We start from the raw sequence: 22,062 nt of genomic DNA on the forward strand, positions 1-22,062 counted from the left end.
TTACTCCCGTCCGGGGGATAAATCCCCCCTTTTTTATTCGCGGAGGATTTATCGATGAAAAACCTGTTTTCTTCGCCGGCTTCCATGTCGGTTGTCTACACCATCGAGCACGTCAGCACGGTTCCGTTGCGACACTGGCATGCTTTCGTTCTGGCCGTCACAGAAACTTTCTGACAACTGCCGGTGCGTCTGCGTCCGGGGAATACGTATTTGCCGTCGCTTAATCGCGCTGCCGATCTGTTTCCGGTTGCTGATGTCATGGCGTTTTGTGGCGACACAGGCGGCAGTGTCTGGCCGGTCAACATGACCATTGAGCGTGAGCGCAACCGCAATACGCTGAGTATCCAGGAGCTGGATTTTCAGCATCAACCCTGCGATTTCTTTGCACGCATTGTGATGGTCCTGCTGCATAACCAGTGTCCGGGCAGCTTTCGGATACATTCTTCTGACGAAGGCCGCAGCTGGGCGTTACCGTTACGCTGGATTGAGCGACATCTCGGCCTGCCTGAGCAGCCGACGCTGACCGCGCCTCAGCCGGTACTGAAAACGCCGGTGCGTGGTGATGCGTTTGATTCCCTGCTGCTGCAGCTGCTCTCCGGTGGTGAGCGTGTGCTGAGCAACGACGACTGGAATGCGTTTACGGAGGCTGAATTTCAGCTGTATGAACTGAAACGGGTCGCGGAAGAAACTGACGCGCTGTAAACGGTACTGACTTTAACCCCGTCGGGAGAGATCACTCCGGACGGGGCGGCTCTCCCGTTTTTACAGGAGAGCCCATGCTTTTTTTCGACAACAAAGATTTGACGAACGTCCTGCTGACCGCCCGCATGCAGGGAGGTCAGCTTCACCTAGCAAAGGATGAGGGTGTTTATCTTATGCCGGCCACCGGTGCCTGGCAGGGCAACGATCCGGTGCCGCGTATTGCGAATGCCGCAGGGTGTCACCCTCAGAAAAATGAGGACTGGTACGACACGGCACGCCTGCTTGCCGGCGGCGATGATTTCATTGAATCACTGTCGATAAGCGACGCGGTAGCCACCTCTGTACTGTCCGGCAGGACGGACTTGAGGATCCTGATTACCGACACACAGATACAGGTGCTCACCGCAGCGACTGACCGGGTGAAAGTCGCGCAGTACCGCCAGAAAGCCGATCAGCTTTTGACGAGTGCAGTCTGTCACTTCAGTGCCTGTGTCTGGCCTGATGAACTTTGCCGCTGGCGTGAAAACACCGTGCGTCTGCTAAAGCAGGCGGCCTTCATCAGTTGTAAGCGGGCGAAGCCTGAAGATCATCAAACCTTTCTGAACGCCTGTGGCAGGCTGCAGGCCAGGTTATCGCAGGTGACCCCGCAGGGGGCGCTGCGAATAACCGGACGTTAACTCACCCCGGCAGGGACTTTTCCTGCCGGAAAAGTTCCTGCCGGAAAAGTTCCTACCTCTTTCTGAACCGAAGGAGGCCCATATGGGACTGGATATTTTTCTCTACAGCCAGCACAGGCAGATCGTCGCAGTACCGGCACCGTATCATCCGGTGTGTGAACTGAGCCGCGATTTTTCACTGATTACCTAGGTGGATAAGCATGTCGGTGAGGTGGAAAACGCGACCTGTCTGGAACTGTCACGCGAGCATATTCAGCAACTGAAAGAGAGGCTGGACTGTGCGATTGCGACATTTACAGAGGGTAATGAGGATAATCCGCTTCTTCAACGCCGGCTGCAGTACGTTTTCACCCTGCGTGACAGGCTGGAAAGCCTGCTCAGTGATTTTGACTTTGAACATGAATACCTGTGGTTTTATGCCGCATGGTAACTGACTTCTGAATTTCCCGTCGACGGGCGTATCTCTGCGCCCGCCGGCGCAGGGGTATGCCTCTGATTAAAGGTATATCTCATGAAAAAAACGACTTCACACAAGGCGGCCCGCCGTCCGGCAAAACAGACTGACCTTTATCGCCAGATCACCGACCGCATTGTTATCGCGCTGGAAAACGGCGTCGCGCCCTGGCGTAAGCCGTGGCGCGCGGCTGCCGGCAGCGGTCTGGCCGGTCTGCCCCTGAATGCCACAACCGGACGTCACTACAGCGGCGTGAATGTCCTGCTTCTCTGGATGTCAGCGGAAGAGCAGGGTTTTCGCAATAACCGCTGGATGACTTACCGGCAGGCACAGCAGGCTGGCGGGCAGGTGCGTAAGGGAGAGAAAGCCACCCTGGCGGTGGTTTATAAGGACTGGACGAAGCAGGCGGAGGATCGCGAAGGCAACCGCCTTTATGACAGTGACGGTAAACCGCTGATGGAAACCGTGCCGATGCTCAAACCCCTGCAGCTGTTCAACGCTGAGCAGTGTGAGGGGTTGCCGGCAGAGGTTGCGGCCTCTCCTGAACAACCCCCGACGGTGGATGAGGACGGCATACTCTGTCCGGATGTGATGAACAGGGTGATCCAGATGTTTAACGCCACAGGGGTTAAACACCGGATGCTGCCTCAGAACCGGGCTTATTACCGCCCGCTGACGGATGAAATTGTGATGCCGATGGCTGAGCAGTTTTTTACGGAGGCGGACTGCTGGTCCACGCTGTTGCATGAGCTGGTACACAGTACCGGTCATGCGAAGCGACTTAACCGGGAGGGGATAACCTCCTCATCTCGGCAGTTCGGGGACCCGGTGTATGCCTTTGAGGAGCTCATCGCCGAAATGGGCAGCGCGTTTTTGTGTGCTCAGCTCGGCGTGTTCGGTGAGGTTCAGCACGACAGCTATGTGGACCACTGGCTGAAGGTGCTGAAATCTGACAAAAAGGCCCTGTTCCGCGCCTGCCGGCATGCCCGGGAAGCGTCGGAATATCTGCTGGCACTGCATGAAAGTCAGGCTGTGGCGGCGTAATTAACTTATCCGGTGACGGTTATTCCGTAACTGTCGCCGTCCCGTGAGGACACCGCTCCTCACGGGGCTGTGTCCTCTTTTTTTTATGAAAGAGGAGTATTCACTATGTCAGAATGGTGTCATAACCGCCTGGAAATCACCGGTAAATCCGTCTGCATCGACGTCATGCTGCAGTGGATAAACGGGACTGACGTCCCGCGTCACCGCCATGCCGTGCAGCAGAGCATACAGCTTTTTCTGGCCGGCGCGGCGGGGATACTCAAGCCGGTGCGCACCACGTCGTATCCACCCTTTCAGGGGCTGGTCCGTGCAGGCACAGGGCTTTCCACTGCGGCCAACCAGGCGTTTGAAAACTGGCTGGCATTGTTGCTGAAGGATGCCGTTCTTGATGCGGAAACCATCCGGGCCATTGACCGGCTGTATCACCAGTCAGGTCTGGGTGCGCTGAAATGGGAAAACATCCCCGTCTCAGCCCGTGACGTTATGGCAGAGCTGACCGGCCGGCAATACACCGACTGGTTTGGTCTGGTCAGTGCCGGCGAGGAGTCTGATCCTTCGGCTGCCTGGGAGCGGCTCAGCCAGTATCCTGAACGCTCCCAGCCCTGCGATATGCTGGCCGTCATACCTACGCGGCTGGCAGCAGAACTGAACGGTTCCGGGGGGCTGATGTCAGGCGTATCGACCACAACCAGCCTCTACTGCCGGCAGTACGGCATGGAGTGGCCTGCCGGGCACAATGTCAACTGGCAGCGGCATTCGCCAAACAGTCTTATGTTGCAGATGGATACGCCCTGGCTCCCGCCGTCAGGTGAGGTTGTCGGGGAAATCTCAGCGGTGTTTGACTGCGAGGTGCGTCACAGCTACAGCGAGCCCGTGAGCGGGCTCAGCGGTTACGACTGCTATGACGGCGGTGAACATGTCGACGGATACAAAGGTGCGGCCGGCGCGTCTCAGCCTGGTCAGGTGCTTTATCTCGTCAGCGATGAGCCGGCGTTACCGGCTCAGGAAGCAGCATCTTATCGTGAGGTCCGGGGGTAAAATCCTGTTCCTCCGTTAACCCCGCCACGGCAATGCCGTGGCTTTTTACCCTCAGGGGACACGTCCCCTGGTCAGGGTGCATGTTCCCTTTTTTTATGGAGAAGACGCATGCATGGCATGATTAACCACGAAAAAGCCTTTGTTAAGTTGTTCAGTCAGACGGCCCGGTATCATCACCGGTTTAAAGTGTTCGAAGACTTCATCTGCTGCAGCGTCATCGCGCTGGAAAACCGGCTTTGCTTTAGTGAAGCCCGGGAGCAGAAGTATTTGCGTATAGTTCGTGGATACGAGAAGTAGGACGTCACGCGCATGTCGCAGCTGCTGGCCCACGTTGTTAACGGGCTGGGTGAAGCGTCCGGGGACTTCCTGGGGCGCGTCTTCATGCAGCTGGAGCTGGGTGATAAATACAGGGGGCAGTTTTTCACGCCCTGGGACGTGGCCAGAATGATGGCTGCCATGCAGCTGGGCGATACTGAAGCGCTGTTCCGTGACAAACCCTTCATCACCCTGAGTGAACCTGCGTGCGGTGCCGGCTGCATGGTACTGGCATTTGCCGATGTTCTGCGAAAAGGGGGGGTGGCCACCGCACCGGTATCTGTGGGTCTCCGCGACAGATATCGATCCGCTTGCGGCCGGAATGGCATACATACAGCTGTCCCTGTGCGGGATTGCCGGCGAAGTGGTGGTAGGCAATACCCTGGCGAATGAACGACGCCGGATACTTTACACACCCGGGCATTATCTCGGCGGCTGGCCTGTTCGTCTGAGTTCACGGCTCTTTCAGGCGGCATAATCACATCCACACGCTCCCGGCCGGGAGCGTTTTTTATTTCTGAAGCAGGGTATCTGGTTTTTTATCGTAGTGAACGCTTCCCGCTGTCAGGCTGTTTTTTTCACATCTGCTGCTGCGGGAGAACACAGTGACCTGGAAAACAACAGCCGAACAAAACGCCATCATCGAATGGAAGGGTAATCATCTTGTGGTAAATGCGTTTGCAGGCACAGGAAAAACCTCCACGTTAGTGAACTACGCTGAAGCCAACCCGGAAAGTAAGATGCTTTACCTCGCCTATAATCGCGCTGTGCGGGATGAGGCTGAACGCAAATTCCCATTTAATGTAGAGTGTAAAACGTCGCATCAGCTTGCATGGGCCCGTTTCGGCAAGCATTTCCGTGACCGACTGACAGCCAGTCTGCGCATTACGGATGTGGCCAGAAAGCTCAATACCCGCCACTGGCCGCTGGCGCGGCTGGCGCTCAGCGGGCTGAACATGTTCCTCTGCAGTGCTGACCCCGAGCCGGGGCTGATACATCTGCCGTCTGAGGATGATCGCCACGGTCTCGATGCAGGTAAAATTCTGGGGGCGATCCAAATCCTGTGGTATGAAATGAGCCGTACTGATTCAGTCTTTCCCGTCACGCACGACACCTACCTTAAACTGTTCCAGCTTTCTCATCCTGACCTGTCAAAACGCTGGGACACCATCCTCTTCGACGAGGCACAGGACGCCAATCCGGTGACCAGTGCATTTGTGCTGAATCAGCCCTGCCGGGTCATTCTGGTCGGCGACCGTTACCAGCAAATATACCGGTTTCGCGGGGCAGATAATGCACTGAGTGCCCCGCAGTTGGCGCAGGCAGACAGATTGTGGCTGACAGCAAGTTTTCGGTTTGGCCCTGAGGTCGCGCGGATGGCCAACATCCTGCTTGAACGTGCCGGAGAGGAAAAGCGCGTGACAGGTAACGGGGGGCAGGATGCTGTCGTCAGCAGCCTTCCGGCAGGGGCTGAGCATATTGCTGTACTGAGCAGGACGGTGTCCGGCGTAATCGGCAGCGCCCTGACGGCAAGCCTCATGGAGAAAAAAGTCTTCTGGATCGGAGGGATTGAAGGCTACAAAACGGAGGAGCTGGAAGACCTGTACTGGTTCTCCGCCGATATGCCTGAAAAGATGCAGTCCCCGCGCCTGGGCCGGGACTACCGGGATTTCGATGAATACTGCTCGATAGCAAAGGCCACCCAGGACGTGGAGATGAATCAGGCTATTCGCCTGCTCGATGACTTTTTCCCGCTTCCGCAAAAACTGGCCATTATGCGCCGTCAGGTCGTCACTCATGAAAAAGACGCTCAGGTCACGGTTTCAACCGCACACCGCAGCAAAGGCCTGGAATGGCCGGTGGTAATGCTGAGTGAGGATTTTACTGACATTACCGATCCGCTCCTCTCGCAGGAAGAGCGACAGGATGAGACTAACCTGCTGTATGTGGCTGTCACCCGGGCAAGAGAGACGCTTGTGCTTAACGAGCTGATGCGCTGGCTCAGCGAGGCCGGCGAGGACGATGATGATAACGGCAGCGAAGCCGGTGAGGGCGATGATGAAAACGATGCCGTTATGCCCGGCGACACGGGAGAAACTTCCGGGACTGAATAACTGGTTTTTTATGGTGCGGAGCAGGGAGGGTCATAACACTGAGCAGCCCTGTACCAGGAGAACATCATGCTCAGCAGAATCCGGACCCTGAGGTCTCTGTTTTCAAAAGGCGAACCAGAAGCAGTACATCCTATATCCACAGTCACGCCCGTCGGCTACCACGCCCCGCGTGGGGCCGGTATGCTGTGCGCCACCCCGCTACGAAAAACCTGCCTGCAGCAAATATGGGAGAACTGCTCTCTGCCCGCAGACCTGTATCAGCGACTCTATTTAGCGCCCCTTAATGGTTTATTAGCCAGGGTACAGAATGTGCCGGCCGCGCAGCAGGGACGGTGGTCGCAGTCAGACGGCTTCGGCGACCTTACGCTGCAGTTCACGACCTGTGCGGTCAGGCTGGCAAAAGGGTACATGTTCCCCCCCGGCGCGGCACCGGAAGAGCAGGCAGAGCAAAACGTGATGTGGAATGCGGTGATTTTCTGGTCGGCGCTGTTCTGGCACCTGCCTCTTCTTGCGACTCTGGAGGGGGAGTTGCTTGACGGTAAAGGCTGGCTTCCGGGAATGACCGTTCCGGACTCGCCTTATCGTTTTCGGTTTCGGGAGGCAGAGAACGCATCAGCATTTGCGGCCCTTGCCGCCGGACAACTTATGCCGGCAGAGGCGACGGGCTGGCTGGCAGAGAATCCCGAGGCACTGGGCAACCTTGCCGGCGCGCTCTGGAATCAGCATTCGGGCATGCCATTGATACGAAGCCTGATGAAGCAGGCCGCTGAAAAGGTGGAATCGCCTTCGCAGGAGATATCAGGGGCACATGAGACAGTCAGTACCCTCGCAGAGCCGGCCCTTTCCATTCTACAAACGCCGCCTGATCAAGAGACTGAATTACAACCCTCATCAGATGTAACACCCAAAACTGCATCGCCCGAAATCTCAGATATGCAGGTTACTCAGCTTGCATCTTCTATCACACCTGTCTCAATGGTCGATGGCTTCAATCCGGTCAGCAATGAGAAGGCAGGTGGGGTTACGGAATGTGATCCTGGCGATAAAGAGGAAGCTGATACAGAGATGCTACTGAGTCTTTTCAGTGCAACCGAAATGACTGAAGTGACCGGGGCCAAAGCGGGTGAAGAAGATTCCTCAGCCAGTACTAAAGCAGATGACGGGTCAGAGTTTTTATCTCTTAATGAACTGCCTCTCGAAACTGATAAGCATCAGATAAATCAGAAGGTAGCAGAAGACTCTTTCCCTGAGCAAGGTGTTGAGGATAACATCCCGTCACACAGCGTTGACATTGACGTAAAAAAAACACTAAAAAAAGAACAGGCTGGAACTGACTTCCTCAGGTGGCTTTCTGAAGGGCTTAAGAGCAAGCAAATCGACATTAATCAGCCTGATTCCAGGGCGCATGCCGTCGCAGGATTCATCTTTCTCAGGGTGCCGGACATATTTTATCTTTACATCAGAGAAAGCGGGACAGAGCTGAGCAGGGATTCCATACAGCTGGAATTTGAGAAGCTGCATATTCACAGAGTGCGGCGGGGCGAGCGTTTTAATAAGGCAAAACTTTACCACTCGCCTGACAAAGCAGGCACGTTTAAACCTGTAAGTGGGTATCTCGTCAAGACTACACACCTTTTCAGAGGGGTATCTTCCCCTGAAGACAGCGGGCTTCTGTCTTTCCTTTAAAGGAGGGGCAGTCCATGAGTGCCCTTACGGGCAGCTTGATATAGAAAAAGGAAATGCTGTATGTCTGACAAAAACCATCATACCACATGGGAAGAATTGCTTGAGGAGTACTTCTTCGCCCGAAACCTGCGCGCTGCAACAGAATGGAGCTATACGAAGGTTGTGAAGGGGTTCCGGAAATTCACGGGTGCTGACAAAACCCCATTAATGGTTACTCATCATGAAGTACTAAGATGGCGGCGATATGTACTCAGAGAAAAGCAACAATCTGCGCAAACCTGGAACAACAAAATTGCACATCTCAGGGCCCTCTATAACTATGCGATGGAAAGCGGTTTATTGCCTGAGGGCAGAAATCCTTTCAACAATTGTACCGTACAGCGCGACAGAAAGAAAAAGCGCACGTTAAACCGCTCTCAGCTAACCCGACTTTATCTGATAATGCAGCAGGCTGAAATTGAGTCAAACAGGAAAATTTTTGCACGTGGCGGGCGGAGTGCGCTTTACCCGGTCTGGTTCTGGATAACCGTTCTGGATACGCTCAGATATACGGGAATGAGGCAAAATCAACTGCTGCATATTCAGCTCAGGGACGTCAATCTGACAGAAGGCTATATAGATCTGCGCCTTGAGGGGAGTAAAACGCACAGGGAATGGCGCGTTCCCGTTGTCAAACAGCTGCGTTTGCGGCTACAGCTTCTCCTCACACGGGCAACAGAAGCCGGAGCCGGGCCAAAAGATAATCTTTTCGATGTCAGTTTTTATATTGCCGGGAGAAAGCCGAAGTTCGAAAGAAACGATGTGAGTGTGATGCATCAAAAGATCCGCTCTTTCTTTCGCCGTTTGTCAAAGGAGTGCGGTTTTGCCGTTTCGCCGCACCGTTTCAGACATACTCTTGCTACGGAACTGATGAAAGCACCTGAAAGGAATCTTCAACTGGTTAAAGATTTACTGGGTCATCGTTGTGTCAGTACAACAATGGAATACGTGGAGCTCAAGATGGACATTGTGGGAAAAACACTGGAAGAAGAATTGTCGCTGCACACAGATCTTTGTGTAGAAAGGGAATTACAACTATTGACACAAAACTGATTGACTGGGATTATTGCCAGTGATCGAGAACAGGGAGCCTGCTGTCACAGGCTCCCTGACTTGAGGGACTGATTCAGAAACGTTAACCAGTGCAGATACGCCTACACCGGAGGACATTCCGTAATGACCGGCCCCTGTATTAACCGCCCGTTAAGGTTCTCATCTCTTAACCAGCGTGCTTTGATGCAAAATTAGTGGTGCCCGGACTCGGAATCGAACCAAGGACACGGGGATTTTCAATCCCCTGCTCTACCGACTGAGCTATCCGGGCAACGAGGCGCATTAAACCCGATTCGCTTCGCTTCGTCAACGAAATTTCTTCAAATCAATGCAGACTGCACAATCTATCACCACATTGCTGCTAATGCACGCATTCTCAGCCAAAAAATGCCGTCCAGGCGGCGGAAAGCGGCATTGCCAGCAGCAGGGCAGGAAGCATATTCACAACCGCAAACATCTTGATGCCGCAAATACGCAAACCGGTTGCCAGCAGCAATAGACCGCCTACGGCGCTGAAATCGGCCATCATAGCTGGCGTCGTCAGGGGTAAAATCAGTGCTGCACAGGTGGCAAGCGTTAACTGGATTGCCAGCATCGGCATGCAAATGGCGGATACCGCGATTCCTAATGAGCAGGCAAAAATGATGGCCGTGAAGAAATCCAAAAATGACTTGGCGATTAAAATATTCGGGTCGCCGGTCATCCCTTCATGTATCGCACCGAAGATCCCGGTACCGCTGGCGCAAAACAGCACAATGATAGCCACATAGCTTTGAATAAAGGATTCGTGCGTTACGTTGGCGTCCGAGCGGGTGAAAAGCTGCTGCGCTTTGGCTACCGCAGCATTGATCCCTTTTTCCAGATGACAAAACTCGCCAATTAACGCGCCGACGAGCGTTGCCAGAACCATCACCGGTAGATTGGCGCATTTGATAACCAGCAAGATACCAATCCCTAACGAGGCCAGCCCGAAAATAGAGGTCATGGAGACCCGAATGCGTTCTGGTATATGCTGGCTGAGCAGCGCGCCGAGAATGCCACCAAATAAAATAGCGCTGGCATTAATAAAGGGTCCGATTACCACATTTGCTCCTGCTTACCCATCATCGTCTTGATACTAAAGGCAATTAGCTGGGTGAAATTATGTTTCAGATTGCATTATTATGCCGCAACTTTCAGACGAAATGCTTGCTGATCTGTAAGGTTTTCGCGCAAGATTTTATCTTGCGCCTGTAATTGAAAGGTGCCATGATTGCGCGAATTTTCTCCTGTCTGAATGGGGCTGCCTGGGATGATATTACTCCCCCTACATCGCCTTCAACATCGCCTTTTTGCGCGACGTTTGCCCCTTCCCGCGACTTATCTTTACGCTCGCACCATGCGGTGAGGGCAGCGCACGCTCACTGCAGGATAACAGTAAAATCAGAGGCTATCTGCTTTTACTGATGTCTGGCGGTCGGGGCTGGTAACCAGTTTGACCTGTCATTTCGTGGGCAAAGCCATGCGGCGTTGTCCGGGACTTTTGATTTTCCCGAAACGGGTTATTGCGCTTATGAAATCAATGAAAATTGCCGCCAGTAGTGAACTGGTTTCTCGTCTGTCCAGCCATCGTCAGGTGGTGTCGCTGGACAGTACCGATTTTACTGACGTTGCGGCAGTCGTCATTACCGTTGCGGACAGCCGCAGTGGGATCCTGGCTTTGCTGAAACGCACCGGTTTTCATCTACCTGTGTTTCTGTTCGCAGAGTCTGATGTTGATGTGCCTGCGGGCGTTAATGCGGTAATTCGCGGTCAGGCTCAGGACTGGCTGGAGCTGGAATCTGCTGCCTGTCAGTATGAGGAAGATTTGCTGCCGCCGTTCTATGACACGCTTACCCAGTATGTCGAAATGGGGAACAGCACGTTTGCCTGCCCGGGACACCAACACGGTGAGTTTTTTAAGAAGCATCCTGCGGGCCGACATTTCTATGAGTTCTTTGGTGAGAATCTGTTTCGCGCGGATATGTGCAATGCTGACGTTAAGCTTGGCGATCTGTTGATTCATGAAGGATCAGCGAAACATGCGCAGAAATTTGCCGCGAAAGTTTTCCACGCGGATAAAACCTACTTTGTGCTGAATGGGACCTCTGCGGCCAATAAAGTGGTCACCAATGCGCTGCTGACGCGCGGCGATCTGGTGCTGTTTGACCGCAATAATCATAAATCGAACCACCACGGGGCGCTGATCCAGGCGGGTGCTACGCCGGTTTATCTGGAAGCGGCGCGTAATCCGTTTGGCTTTATTGGCGGCATTGATGAGCACTGCTTTGATGAGGAGTATCTGCGCCAGCAACTTCGAGAAGTTGCGCCGCAAAAGGCTGATCAACCGCGCCCGTTCCGTCTGGCGATCATTCAGTTGGGTACCTATGACGGTACGATCTACAACGCCCGGCAGGTGATCGACAAGATCGGTCACCTGTGCGATTACATCCTGTTTGATTCCGCATGGGTCGGTTACGAGCAATTTATCCCGATGATGGCCGATGGGTCGCCGCTGCTGCTAGAGCTCAATGCTAACGATCCGGGGATCTTTGTCACTCAGTCGGTACACAAACAGCAGGCCGGATTCTCGCAAACCTCGCAGATCCATAAAAAGGATAACCATATTCGCGGCCAGGCGCGCTTCTGCCCGCATAAGCGTCTGAACAATGCGTTTATGCTGCATGCTTCCACCAGCCCGTTTTACCCGTTGTTTGCGGCGCTGGACGTTAACGCCAAAATCCATGAAGGCGAGAGCGGCCGTCGGCTATGGGCGGAATGTGTGATGCTGGGGATCGAGGCCCGCAAAGCGATTATTACCCGCTGTAAGCTGCTTCAACCGTTTATTCCTCCGATAGTGGATGGCAAACCGTGGGAAAGCTATCCGACACAGGTGATTGCCAGCGAGCGTCGCTTCTTTAGCTTTGAACCTGGAGCTAAATGGCATGGTTTTTCTGGATATGCACGCGACCAGTATTTTGTCGATCCCTGCAAACTGCTGTTAACCACTCCGGGCATTGATGCGCAAACCAGGCAATATACTGAGTTTGGTATTCCGGCGACGATTTTGGCGCATTATCTGCGTGAAAACGGTATCGTGCCGGAGAAATGCGACCTTAACTCGATTCTGTTCCTGCTGACCCCGGCAGAAAGCGCTGAGAAACTGGCGCAACTGGTCGCGATGCTGGCGCAGTTTGAGCAGCATATTGAAGACGATACGCCGCTGGCAAACGTGCTGCCCACCATCTTCAACAAGTATCCGGTACGTTACCGGGATTACACGCTGCGTGAACTGTGTCAGGAGATGCACTCACTGTACGTCAGCTTTGATGTGAAAGATCTGCAAAAAGCGATGTTCCGTCAGGAGAGTTTGCCTGCCGTGGCGATGAACCCACAGGATGCTAACAGCGCCTTTATCCGCGGTGATGTTGAACTGGTGCGTATTTGTGATGCCGCTGGTCGCATTGCGGCAGAAGGCGCGCTGCCTTATCCTCCGGGCGTACTGTGCGTGGTACCGGGCGAAGTATGGGGCGGGGCGGTGCAACGTTACTTCCTGGCATTGGAAGAGGGCATAAACCTGCTGCCGGGCTTCTCGCCGGAGCTGCAAGGGGTTTACAGTGAAACGGATGCAGACGGTATTAAACGTCTGTATGGATATGTTCTGAAGTAAGCGTCATCTGACCAAATAGGGCCACTATCAGGTGACCCTATTTAATCAATAAAGATTAGTGCGCGATAGTCTGGGCGCCTGCCGGAACGCGTACGTGTTTGTATTTAAACAGCGCAACGAAGGCAAAAGCCAGAACCAGCGAGTAACCTGCGAAGATCAGCCACACGGTCTGCCAATCGGTAATACCGTTCAGCGTATAGTGTTCAACTACTTTACCGCTCACCAGACCGCCCAGAATACAACCGAAGCCGTTGGTCATCATCAGGAACATGCCTTGTGCGCTGGCGCGGATTTCAGGGCGAACTTCTTTCTCTACAAACACGGAGCCAGAGATGTTGAAGAAGTCGAAGGCGCAGCCGTAAACAATCATCGACAGAACCAGCAGCACGGTACCGAACGGTGTTGGATCGCCGTAGGCAAACAGGCCAAAGCGCAGCATCCACGCCACGATACTGATAAGCATCACGTTCTTAATACCGTAACGGCTTAAGAAGAACGGGATGGTCAGGATAAACAGCGTCTCGGAGATCTGCGAAATCGACATCATCACTGACGCGTGTTCAACGATGAAGCTGCCGGAGAACAGCGGATTGTTATCGAAGCTGTGCAGGAAGGTATTACCGAACATATTGGTAATTTGCAGCTCTGCGCCCAGCATCATAGAGAAGATGAAGAAAATCGCCATACGCTTGTTTTTAAATAGCGCGAAGGCATCCAGGCCCAACATGGAAGACCAGCTCTGGTTTTTCTGCTGATTGGCGACCGGGATATGCGGCAGCGTCAGGGTAAACAGCGCCAATACGACGGACAGCGTCGCGCCGATATACAGCTGCATATGGCTCAGTTCAAAGCCGGAGAAGCTTACCGCCCACATCGCCAGAATAAAGCCGATGGTGCCCCAGATACGGATTGGCGGGAAGTCTGTAACAATATCCATCCCGGCTGATTGCAGGCGATAGTAAGAGATGGTGTTGATTAACCCCAACGTTGGCATATAGGCCAGGGAGTTAAGCAAGATCACAAAGAACATGGCGCCTGGCGTGGTGACTTCCGCTGCGGCGAACAGCGTTGCTGCGCCGACCAGGTGACAAATGGTGTACACCCATTTCGCACTGATCCATTTGTCAGCCACGATCCCTAACAGCGTAGGCATAAACACGGCGGCGATCCCCAGCGAGCTGTACACCGCGCCAATGGATGCACCATCAAATTTAAGGGTGACAAACATATAGGAGCCGAGGGTAGTGAGCCAACTACCCCATAAGCAGAACTGCAGAAACGAGAGAACTTTCAGCTGCAGCTTAAGATTCATGTTAATTTCCTCACACCGTAATGCGGATGAATGTTTTAAAAGGCACATTTGCCGTGGCTATATGATGTGATTCTATCAACGAGAGGCACTCTTTTTTTGTTACCTGTGACAAATATTTGCAAACAATTTCGGATTGCAAAGCAAAAGAGTGATGGAGTTAACGTTTTTCCCTCTTCAGGCCCCCGTTTTAGGGGGCAAGAGAGGGATACATTAGCGGCGACGATATGATTTTTGTGCGGAATTGACCTTGTAAAGATATCGGCGTGATTCAGCAGATGGGTGTCGGGTGGTCAGCGTTTGATAAACGTCCCCAGGGGACATGCTGTTAATGATGTTTGCGGCCTGTATTTTATCGTTCGAGAACACGCGCAGCACGCTGCCCGCGCCGCCGTTATACGCGGTGATCACCGCATAGCGACGCGAGGTCGGATTATCAATGCCGCCCAAATAGACATTATTCAGCATTGCCAGATAGGCAGTACCGGTATCAATGTTGCTGGCCGGGTCAAACAAGAAGCTACGGCTTGGCGTGCCTGAGCGCCCCTGGGAACGGAACACATCTTTTCCGGCGCTGTGTTGTACCACCTGCATGAGTCCCAGCGCATCGGCATGGCTGACCGCATACGGGTTAAACGAGGATTCGGTTTGCATGATGGCCAGAATCAGCGACTCGTCGACGCCATACTTACGTGAAGCCTGACGTACCATGCCGACGTATTTATGCGCGCGCTTATCAAGGTGGTTCGGGACCAGATTGATCGTCACGCTATAGATGATACGCAAGCCATTGCTGCGCTTTTTCAGTCGCGTTTGTAGCAGGTAGTTGGCAAAGTTGGTTGCACGTCCCTCCCAACGAATAGGCTGGCCGGTATTATCGACTACCTGCCCGTACAGGAACGGCTCTTTGGAAATCTTAATGTCGTCGACATCGGAATAGAGGTCGATAGAACCCGGATCATCACCCATCAGCAACGTCTTGATAATCGCTAGACGCAGATGTCCGGCTGGATCTGTCCCGGCAATGGTCTCGACGGTTATCGTACCGTCATCAAAATTGATATGGCTGCGGGTTTGATACTGATCGGTATACTTTACGTAGTCCTTCGGACCTGCAATCAGCACTTCCTTAAATCCCCACAGATTCTCAATGTTATGGGCAAATTGCCCCATCAGAATATCAAAACCGTTGGTATCCTTGACCCAGGCTTCGTTATAGGAATCGCCTTTTTTGGTCGAACTGGAACAGGAGATGAGCAACGGCGCGATAACGGCAAGCGCGAGAAATTTTTTCATCATTCCGGGAGTGCGTGTTGTGTTTGTTGTTGTATCGTTTTGCCGGATGGCGGTGCAAGCACCCTATCCGGCCTACGAGATTGCCAGCAAGCGATGCTTATTTTTTTTCTTCAGGCGTATAGCCTTCAATATGCACATCCTTACCTTCAAACAGGAAGTTAATCATCTCCTGTTCCAGTAACTTACGGTGTTCAACGTTCATCATATTGAGTTTCTTCTCGTTAATCAGCATGGTTTGTTTTTGTTGCCATTGCGCCCATGCTTCTTTAGAAATCTCGTTATATATGCGTTTTCCCAGATCGCCCGGGTACAGCTGAAAATCCTGTCCTTCTGCTTCGCGTTGCAGGAAAGTGCAAAAAATTGTTCTGCTCATAAAAAATCCTCTTTATCGACCGGTACGTTAAACCTGTGTGCCGGCACGTAATTGCTGTAACAAACGCTCCACGGGGGCCGCCAGTCCGACCGACGGCGGTTGCGCTAAGTTATACCAGAGCGCGTTGCCTTCATCCATGCATGAGGTGAATGAGGACACGGGAAGCCACATAGGCACAATATCTAAGTGGAAATGGCTAAAGGTATGGCGAAACGCATTAAGTTGGGTCAGATTATCTGCGTTAATTTGCCGTTGCGCCAGCCAGTCGCGTAGCCCATCCTCATCATCAAACTGCGGAAAACAGTATAAGCCACCCCATAAGCCGCTGGGTGGTCGCTGCGCGAGCAACACCTCGTTTTCATGCTGCATCAGTAAAAAATAGCCCGTCCGTTCTGGTAATGTCTGTTTGGGTTTTTTACCTGGGTACAGCGCCCAGCTTGCATTGGCGCTCGCCACACAGCCATTTTCCAACGGACACAGGGAACATTTGGGTTTTGAGCGCGTACAGACCATGGCGCCTAAATCCATCATCGCCTGATTAAACCGCTCAACCCCATGGGCTGGCGTAACCTGCTCACTCAACTCCCACAGTTTCTTTTCGACCTCTTTTTTACCCGGCCAGCCGCTTACAGCATAACAGCGAGCCAGCACACGTTTGACGTTACCGTCAAGAATCGGAAAATGCTGACCCAGGGAGAGCGAAAGGATCGCGCCTGCAGTTGAACGTCCGACGCCTGGCAGGGCGGCCACTTCATCAAAGGTTTGCGGGAATGAGCCGCCGTGCTGCGTCACAACCTGTTGCGCGGCTTTATGCAGATTACGCGCTCGAGCGTAATAGCCCAGCCCGGTCCATAAATGCAGGACTTCATCCAGCGGCGCATGGGCTAAATCCGTTACCGTTGGGAAGCGCGCCATAAAGCGCTCAAAGTAGGGGATAACGGTCGCAACCTGAGTTTGTTGCAGCATCACCTCAGAGAGCCATACTTTGTAAGGCGTCTTGTCAATTTGCCAGGGCAGCGTTTTCCGCCCGTATTTGTCGTACCAGCTCAAAACCTGAGCCGAGAATTGAGACGCTTGCATGATTACCGTTTCATTATTGCCGGGGGCAAGATTGCAGCACAGCGGCAACGGGGTGTAAACCGGAACTTTCCGCTGCTCACTTTCTTCCTTTACTTGCATCCGGCAACTAACTTTGGATAATGCCCGTTTTCAGAACTCAAACACAGCAGACTAAACTTTTATGAAGAACGACGTCATTTCACCGGAATTTGATGAAAACGGCCGCCCGCTGCGCCGGATTCGTAGTTTTGTTCGTCGCCAGGGGCGACTGACGAAAGGGCAGGAACACGCGCTGGAAAACTACTGGCCGGTGATGGGCGTTGAGTTCAGCGAAGAACCTGTGGATTTCGCTGCGCTGTTTGGTCGCGATGCGCCAGTCACGCTTGAAATTGGTTTTGGTATGGGGGCTTCGCTGGTGGCGATGGCGAAAGCGCGTCCGGAGCAAAATTTCCTCGGCATTGAGGTTCACTCACCGGGCGTTGGCGCGTGTCTGGCTTCAGCTCATGAAGAGGGCGTCGAGAACCTGCGTGTCATGTGCCATGATGCCGTCGAAGTCCTGCATAAAATGATTCCTGACAATTCTTTATCTATGGTTCAGCTGTTTTTCCCTGACCCGTGGCATAAAGCACGTCATAATAAACGCCGTATCGTTCAGGTACCGTTTGCTGAGCATATCTTAAGCAAGCTGAAGCTGGGCGGCGTGTTCCACATGGCAACCGACTGGGAAGCCTATGCGGAGCACATGCTTGAAGTGATGTCCTCGATTGACGGGTATAAAAACCAGTCAGAGAGTAACGATTATGTACCGCGCCCGGAATCGCGCCCGGTAACCAAATTTGAACAACGTGGTCATCGTCTTGGCCACGGCGTATGGGACTTAATGTTCGAGAGGGTGAAATAATGGCAAAGAACCGTAGCCGTCGTCTGCGTAAAAAAATGCACATCGACGAATTCCAGGAAGTAGGATTTTCGGTTGCATGGCGTTTCCCGGAAGGTACATCTGGAGAGCAGGTCGATCAAATCGTTGATGATTTTATCAATGAAGTTATCGAACCGAACAAGCTGGCCTTTGACGGCAGCGGCTATCTGGCCTGGGAAGGTCTGATCTGTCTGCAGGAAATCGGCAAATGCACCGAAGAACATCAGGCTATCGTGCGTAAGTGGCTGGAAGAGCGCAAACTCGAAGAAGTGCGCACCAGCGAACTTTTCGATATTTGGTGGGACTAAGTAGCAAAGGGTCGGCAAATGCCGGCCCAATTTGTATTGAGGGAAAGATATGATGCGCAAAACGCTGCTGGCGGCAGTCCTAACGTTCACGGCGATGGCCGCACATGCTGATTATCAGTGCAGCGTCACCCCGCGTGACGATGTGATTTTGAGTCCACAAACGGTACAGGTGAAGGGTGAGAACGGCAACCTGGTCATTACCCAGGCCGGTGATGTCACCTTTAACGGTAAACAGTACAACCTGAACGCCGCGCAGCGTGAGCAGGCTAAAGATTATCAGGCGGCGTTGCGTAGCAGCCTGCCGTGGATTGACGAAGGTGCCAGAGCGCGCGTGGAGAAAGGTCGCGTAGCGCTGGATAAAATCATCGCCAAAGAGGTCGGCGAAAGCAGCAACATGCGTGGCCGCTTAACTAAGCTGGATGCGCAATTGAAAGAGCAGATGAACCGCATTATTGAGCATCGCACTGACGGCCTGACCTTCCATTATAAGGCGATTGATCAGGTTCGCGCGGATGGACAACAGCTGGTCAATCAGGCGATGGGCGGTATTTTGCAGGACAGCATCAACGAGATGGGGGCGAAAGCCGTGCTCAAAGGCGGTGGTAATCCGCTGCAGGGCGTGCTCGGAAGCCTCGGAGGTTTGCAAACCTCAATTCAGAACGAATGGAAGAATCAGGAACAAGACTTCCAGCAGTTTGGCAAAGATGTTTGTGCCCGCGTCGTGACGCTGGAAAACGATCGTAAAACGCTGGTTAGCACTCTGAAATAATCTTCACCTCTTTTTAACGGCACAGAAACATTCTGTGCCGTTTTATTTTGTACTTTTCTGTTTTTTTGATATCCATCTCTAAGAATAACAATTTGATGGAGATATAAATCTGGTTAATTGGATGGCGTCACATTATTCATCTGTAAGATAGACATAATGCTGCAAATTCAAGTAACTGGAGAAATAACATGGAGTTTTTCAAGAGAACGGCACTTGCCGCACTGGTTATGGGTTTCAGCGGCGCGGCGCTTGCACTGCCAAACATCACTATTTTAGCTACCGGCGGGACGATTGCCGGCGGCGGTGACTCCGCAACAAAATCTAACTACACGGCAGGCAAAGTCGGCGTAGAAAATTTGGTTGATGCCGTACCTCAGTTGAAAGATATCGCCGTTGTGAAAGGCGAGCAGGTGGTGAACATCGGCTCCCAGGATATGAATGACGAAGTCTGGCTAACGCTGGCGAAAAAGATTAATACCGAGTGTGATAAAACTGACGGCTTCGTGGTAACACATGGTACGGATACCATGGAAGAAACCGCCTATTTCCTCGATCTCACCGTCAAATGCAACAAGCCGGTGGTGCTGGTCGGCGCAATGCGTCCGTCTACAGGTATGAGCGCTGATGGCCCTTTCAACCTGTATAACGCCGTGGTAACCGCCGCAGACAAAGCCTCTGCCAACCGTGGTGTGCTGGTGGTGATGAACGACACCGTTATGGATGGTCGCGACGTGACCAAAACTAACACTACGGATGTCGCTACTTTCAAATCCGTTAACTATGGTCCGCTGGGGTATATCCATAACGGTAAAATCGACTACCAGCGTACGCCTGCGCGTAAGCACACCACATCCACGCCGTTCGATGTATCTAAGCTGACCGAGCTGCCGAAAGTTGGGATTGTTTACAACTACGCTAACGCCTCCGATCTGCCAGCCAAAGCATTGGTAGACGCGGGTTACGCCGGGATCGTCAGTGCGGGTGTAGGTAACGGTAACCTGTATAAAACCATTTTCGATACGCTAGCAACTGCCGCGCATAAAGGTACCGTTGTGGTGCGTTCATCCCGTGTACCAACGGGCGCTACCACCCAGGATGCTGAAGTTGATGATGCGAAATACGGATTTGTGGCGTCAGGCTCTCTGAACCCGCAAAAAGCGCGTGTTCTGCTGCAACTGGCTCTGACCCAAACCAAGGATCCTAAGCAGATCCAGGAAATGTTTAATCAGTATTAATCACTCCGGCCCCGGTCATTCGACTGGGGCGTTTTCTCAAAATCTTCTGAATATGCGTAACGATTAATTCACTCATCATTTTTGTGGTTATGATGATTGCCGATCGTTATTTTGCATATTTATACACCTTAGTGGGAATGGTCGGGGATTATAAAAGTTTTGAAAGACCTGGACGAAAGGCCATCCTGTAAAGTTTTCCGCCATGCTGGCCACTAAAGACACACCTGTCAATAATGCGCCCGTGGGCGCATCGAGCATCACTCCGCCAGAAACAGCTCCAGCAGAGAATTCAAAAATAGCTTACCGTGCTGGGTAATCTGCCAGTATTCATCGCATTCACTCAGATAGCCCTGGGTAATGGCCTCATCGATCTGTCGACGAATAACGTCTTCGGTAAGCCCGGTATATTGCGTGAACTCCGCGCGAGGCGCGGCTTCCAGCAGCCGGAAACGGTTCATAAAGAACTCAAACGGCTTATCGGCCTCGGCGACATCTCGCTGGCTTTCCAGATAACGTCCTTGCATGTATCCGCGCGGATGTCGCGTTTTGGTAGTGCGCAGGATGCGACCGTCTGGGAAAGTGACTTTGCCGTGCGCGCCGCAACCAATGCCTAAGTAGTCGCCAAAACGCCAGTAATTTAGGTTGTGCTGACACTGATAACCCGGTCTGGCGTAGGCTGAGGTTTCGTACTGCTGATACCCCGCGGCGGTCAGCAACTGGTGGCCTTGCTCAAAAATATCCCACAGCGCGTCGTCGTCCGGTAATACCGGTGGTCGGGACCCGAACAGCGTATTCGGCTCGATGGTCAACTGATACCAGGAAAGATGCGGCGGGTTGAGCGCGATGGCCTGCTGTAAATCGCTCAGCGCCTCTTCCAGCGTCTGATCCGGTAAACCGTGCATCAGGTCGAGGTTAAAGCTGCGTAGTCCCAGACCGCTCGCCAGGTGCGCTGCACGTTTGGCTTCTTCCGGTCCGTGAATACGTCCCAGACGTTCGAGTTTGGCGGAGCTAAAGCTCTGTACACCAATGGAGATACGGTTTACGCCAGCACGTTGATAATCCACAAAGCGATCGGCTTCCACCGTACCGGGATTCGCCTCCATCGTGATTTCTGCATCTGCGGCGAGATTCAGCCGTGCGCGCACGCCGTCGAGCAGCGTTTGCATTGCCGGGCCAGAAAGCAGGCTCGGCGTACCACCACCGATAAAAATCGTCTTTACCTCGCGGCCCTGGGCGTGGGCCACCTCAGAATCCAGATCGCTCAGCAGATGCTGCACATAGTCGTCATGAGGGACTTCGCCTTTTAGCGCATGCGAGTTGAAGTCGCAGTACGGGCATTTCTGCACGCACCACGGGATGTGAATGTAAAGACTTAACGGCGGAAGCTTAACCATTACGCAGGGCATCCAGCAGCAGCTTCAGCGCTTGTCCGCGGTGAGAAATCGCGCTCTTTTCTTCGCGGGTCAGTTCGGCGGCGGTTTTCCCTTCAGAGGGCACAAAGAAGATTGGGTCGTAGCCAAAACCACCGTTTCCGGCAGGTTCACGGGCAATAACGCCCGGCCAGCGTCCGTGGCAAACCACAGGTGTTGGATCGTCTGCATGGCGCATATACACCAGCACGCAGTGGAATTGTGCCTGGCGCTTGTCATCAGGAACATCCTGCAGGGTGTGGAGCAGTTTTTCCAGGTTCTGCTGATCGGTTGCATCTTCGCCGGAATAGCGGGCTGAATAGATGCCCGGCGCGCCGCCAAGGGCATTTACCGCCAGACCGGAGTCATCAGCAATGGCGGGTAAACCGGTAATTTGCGCGGCATGACGTGCCTTCAGAATGGCGTTCTCAATAAACGTCAGCCCGGTCTCTTCTGCAGAATCAACACCCAGATCCGTTTGAGCAACAACATCAAGACCGAAATCACTCAGAAGAGAGGCGAGTTCACGCACTTTACCGGCGTTGCCGGTCGCGAGGACAACTTTTTGCATGGGA

Annotated in this window: 18 protein-coding genes, 1 tRNA gene and 3 pseudogenes; 14 read left to right on the plus strand and 8 right to left on the minus strand. The window is 53.1% G+C overall.

Annotated elements, in window-relative coordinates:
• Positions 1-54: 54 nt before the first annotated feature.
• The 9 genes and pseudogenes from HV037_RS04375 to HV037_RS04415 all read left to right on the plus strand — a co-directional run bounded on the left by HV037_RS04375 (position 55) and on the right by HV037_RS04415 (position 9,122).
• A pseudogene (locus tag HV037_RS04375) lies at positions 55-702 on the plus strand (hypothetical protein).
• Between the two features lie 74 nt (positions 703-776).
• Positions 777-1,379: a DUF3085 domain-containing protein gene (locus HV037_RS04380; RefSeq protein WP_103284215.1), complete on the plus strand. Its 603-nt coding sequence runs from the start codon at positions 777-779 to the stop codon at positions 1,377-1,379.
• A 190-nt stretch (positions 1,380-1,569) separates the two neighbouring features.
• Positions 1,570-1,809, plus strand: coding sequence for a hypothetical protein (locus tag HV037_RS04385; RefSeq protein WP_233896654.1), 240 nt, complete (start codon positions 1,570-1,572; stop codon positions 1,807-1,809).
• An 81-nt stretch (positions 1,810-1,890) separates the two neighbouring features.
• Positions 1,891-2,877, plus strand: a complete 987-nt coding sequence (locus HV037_RS04390; protein ID WP_103284214.1) for an ArdC-like ssDNA-binding domain-containing protein — start codon at positions 1,891-1,893, stop codon at positions 2,875-2,877.
• A gap of 105 nt (positions 2,878-2,982) precedes the next feature.
• Positions 2,983-3,801, plus strand: a pseudogene (locus HV037_RS04395) (DUF1281 domain-containing protein); the annotation flags it as partial.
• 222 nt (positions 3,802-4,023) lie between these two features.
• Positions 4,024-4,708: pseudogene (locus HV037_RS04400) on the plus strand (N-6 DNA methylase).
• 127 nt (positions 4,709-4,835) lie between these two features.
• Positions 4,836-6,344 carry a UvrD-helicase domain-containing protein gene (locus HV037_RS04405; RefSeq protein WP_103284212.1) on the plus strand — a complete coding sequence of 503 codons (1,509 nt, stop codon included), beginning with the start codon at positions 4,836-4,838 and terminating at the stop codon, positions 6,342-6,344.
• A gap of 180 nt (positions 6,345-6,524) precedes the next feature.
• The gene (locus HV037_RS04410; RefSeq protein WP_233896653.1) at positions 6,525-8,030 is read left to right on the plus strand and encodes a TraI domain-containing protein; all 1,506 of its coding nucleotides are present in this window, start codon (positions 6,525-6,527) and stop codon (positions 8,028-8,030) included.
• 60 nt (positions 8,031-8,090) lie between these two features.
• Positions 8,091-9,122, plus strand: a complete 1,032-nt coding sequence (locus HV037_RS04415; RefSeq protein ID WP_103284210.1) for a site-specific integrase — start codon at positions 8,091-8,093, stop codon at positions 9,120-9,122.
• A 195-nt stretch (positions 9,123-9,317) separates the two neighbouring features.
• Here HV037_RS04415 and HV037_RS04420 read toward each other — a convergent pair.
• Both HV037_RS04420 and HV037_RS04425 read right to left on the minus strand, forming a co-directional pair.
• Positions 9,318-9,393 (minus strand) — tRNA-Phe (locus HV037_RS04420).
• Positions 9,394-9,498: 105 nt separating this feature from the next.
• The gene (locus HV037_RS04425; protein ID WP_016157451.1) at positions 9,499-10,206 is read right to left on the minus strand and encodes a DUF554 domain-containing protein; all 708 of its coding nucleotides are present in this window, start codon (positions 10,204-10,206) and stop codon (positions 9,499-9,501) included.
• A 468-nt stretch (positions 10,207-10,674) separates the two neighbouring features.
• Between HV037_RS04425 and HV037_RS04430 the strand changes: the two genes are divergently transcribed.
• On the plus strand, positions 10,675-12,810 hold the full coding sequence (locus HV037_RS04430; RefSeq protein ID WP_103284473.1) for an ornithine decarboxylase: 2,136 nt from the start codon (positions 10,675-10,677) through the stop codon (positions 12,808-12,810).
• Positions 12,811-12,865: 55 nt separating this feature from the next.
• Here the strand turns inward: HV037_RS04430 and HV037_RS04435 are convergent, their stop codons facing one another.
• The 4 genes from HV037_RS04435 to mutY all read right to left on the minus strand — a co-directional run bounded on the left by HV037_RS04435 (position 12,866) and on the right by mutY (position 16,868).
• Positions 12,866-14,122, minus strand: coding sequence for a nucleoside permease (locus HV037_RS04435; protein WP_016157449.1), 1,257 nt, complete (start codon positions 14,120-14,122; stop codon positions 12,866-12,868).
• 210 nt (positions 14,123-14,332) lie between these two features.
• Positions 14,333-15,418 carry a membrane-bound lytic murein transglycosylase MltC gene (gene mltC / locus HV037_RS04440; RefSeq protein ID WP_016154410.1) on the minus strand — a complete coding sequence of 362 codons (1,086 nt, stop codon included), beginning with the start codon at positions 15,416-15,418 and terminating at the stop codon, positions 14,333-14,335.
• A 94-nt stretch (positions 15,419-15,512) separates the two neighbouring features.
• On the minus strand, positions 15,513-15,788 hold the full coding sequence (locus HV037_RS04445) for an oxidative damage protection protein (protein ID WP_049268550.1): 276 nt from the start codon (positions 15,786-15,788) through the stop codon (positions 15,513-15,515).
• A 27-nt stretch (positions 15,789-15,815) separates the two neighbouring features.
• Positions 15,816-16,868 carry an A/G-specific adenine glycosylase gene (gene mutY, locus HV037_RS04450; protein ID WP_032932009.1) on the minus strand — a complete coding sequence of 351 codons (1,053 nt, stop codon included), beginning with the start codon at positions 16,866-16,868 and terminating at the stop codon, positions 15,816-15,818.
• Between the two features lie 160 nt (positions 16,869-17,028).
• On the opposite strand from mutY, the gene trmB reads away from it, so the two are divergent.
• The 4 genes from trmB to ansB all read left to right on the plus strand — a co-directional run bounded on the left by trmB (position 17,029) and on the right by ansB (position 20,078).
• Positions 17,029-17,748, plus strand: a complete 720-nt coding sequence (gene trmB / locus HV037_RS04455; protein ID WP_016154407.1) for a tRNA (guanosine(46)-N7)-methyltransferase TrmB — start codon at positions 17,029-17,031, stop codon at positions 17,746-17,748.
• Positions 17,748-18,074 carry a YggL family protein gene (locus HV037_RS04460; RefSeq protein WP_019077661.1) on the plus strand — a complete coding sequence of 109 codons (327 nt, stop codon included), beginning with the start codon at positions 17,748-17,750 and terminating at the stop codon, positions 18,072-18,074. The genes trmB and HV037_RS04460 overlap by 1 nt, the downstream gene beginning before the upstream one ends.
• Positions 18,075-18,123: 49 nt before the next feature.
• Positions 18,124-18,843 carry a DUF2884 domain-containing protein gene (locus tag HV037_RS04465; protein ID WP_016157447.1) on the plus strand — a complete coding sequence of 240 codons (720 nt, stop codon included), beginning with the start codon at positions 18,124-18,126 and terminating at the stop codon, positions 18,841-18,843.
• Between the two features lie 188 nt (positions 18,844-19,031).
• Positions 19,032-20,078, plus strand: coding sequence for an L-asparaginase 2 (ansB, locus tag HV037_RS04470; protein ID WP_016154404.1), 1,047 nt, complete (start codon positions 19,032-19,034; stop codon positions 20,076-20,078).
• Positions 20,079-20,335: 257 nt separating this feature from the next.
• On the opposite strand, the gene hemW is transcribed toward ansB, so the two are convergent.
• Positions 20,336-21,472 carry a radical SAM family heme chaperone HemW gene (gene hemW, locus HV037_RS04480; RefSeq protein WP_103284209.1) on the minus strand — a complete coding sequence of 379 codons (1,137 nt, stop codon included), beginning with the start codon at positions 21,470-21,472 and terminating at the stop codon, positions 20,336-20,338.
• Positions 21,465-22,058, minus strand: coding sequence for an XTP/dITP diphosphatase (locus HV037_RS04485; protein WP_016154402.1), 594 nt, complete (start codon positions 22,056-22,058; stop codon positions 21,465-21,467). Before HV037_RS04485 ends, hemW begins: the two co-directional genes overlap by 8 nt.
• Between the last annotated feature and the right edge of the window lie 4 nt (positions 22,059-22,062).

This window comes from Citrobacter sp. RHBSTW-00017 (assembly GCF_013797615.1).
Lineage (GTDB): Bacteria > Pseudomonadota > Gammaproteobacteria > Enterobacterales > Enterobacteriaceae > Citrobacter > Citrobacter braakii.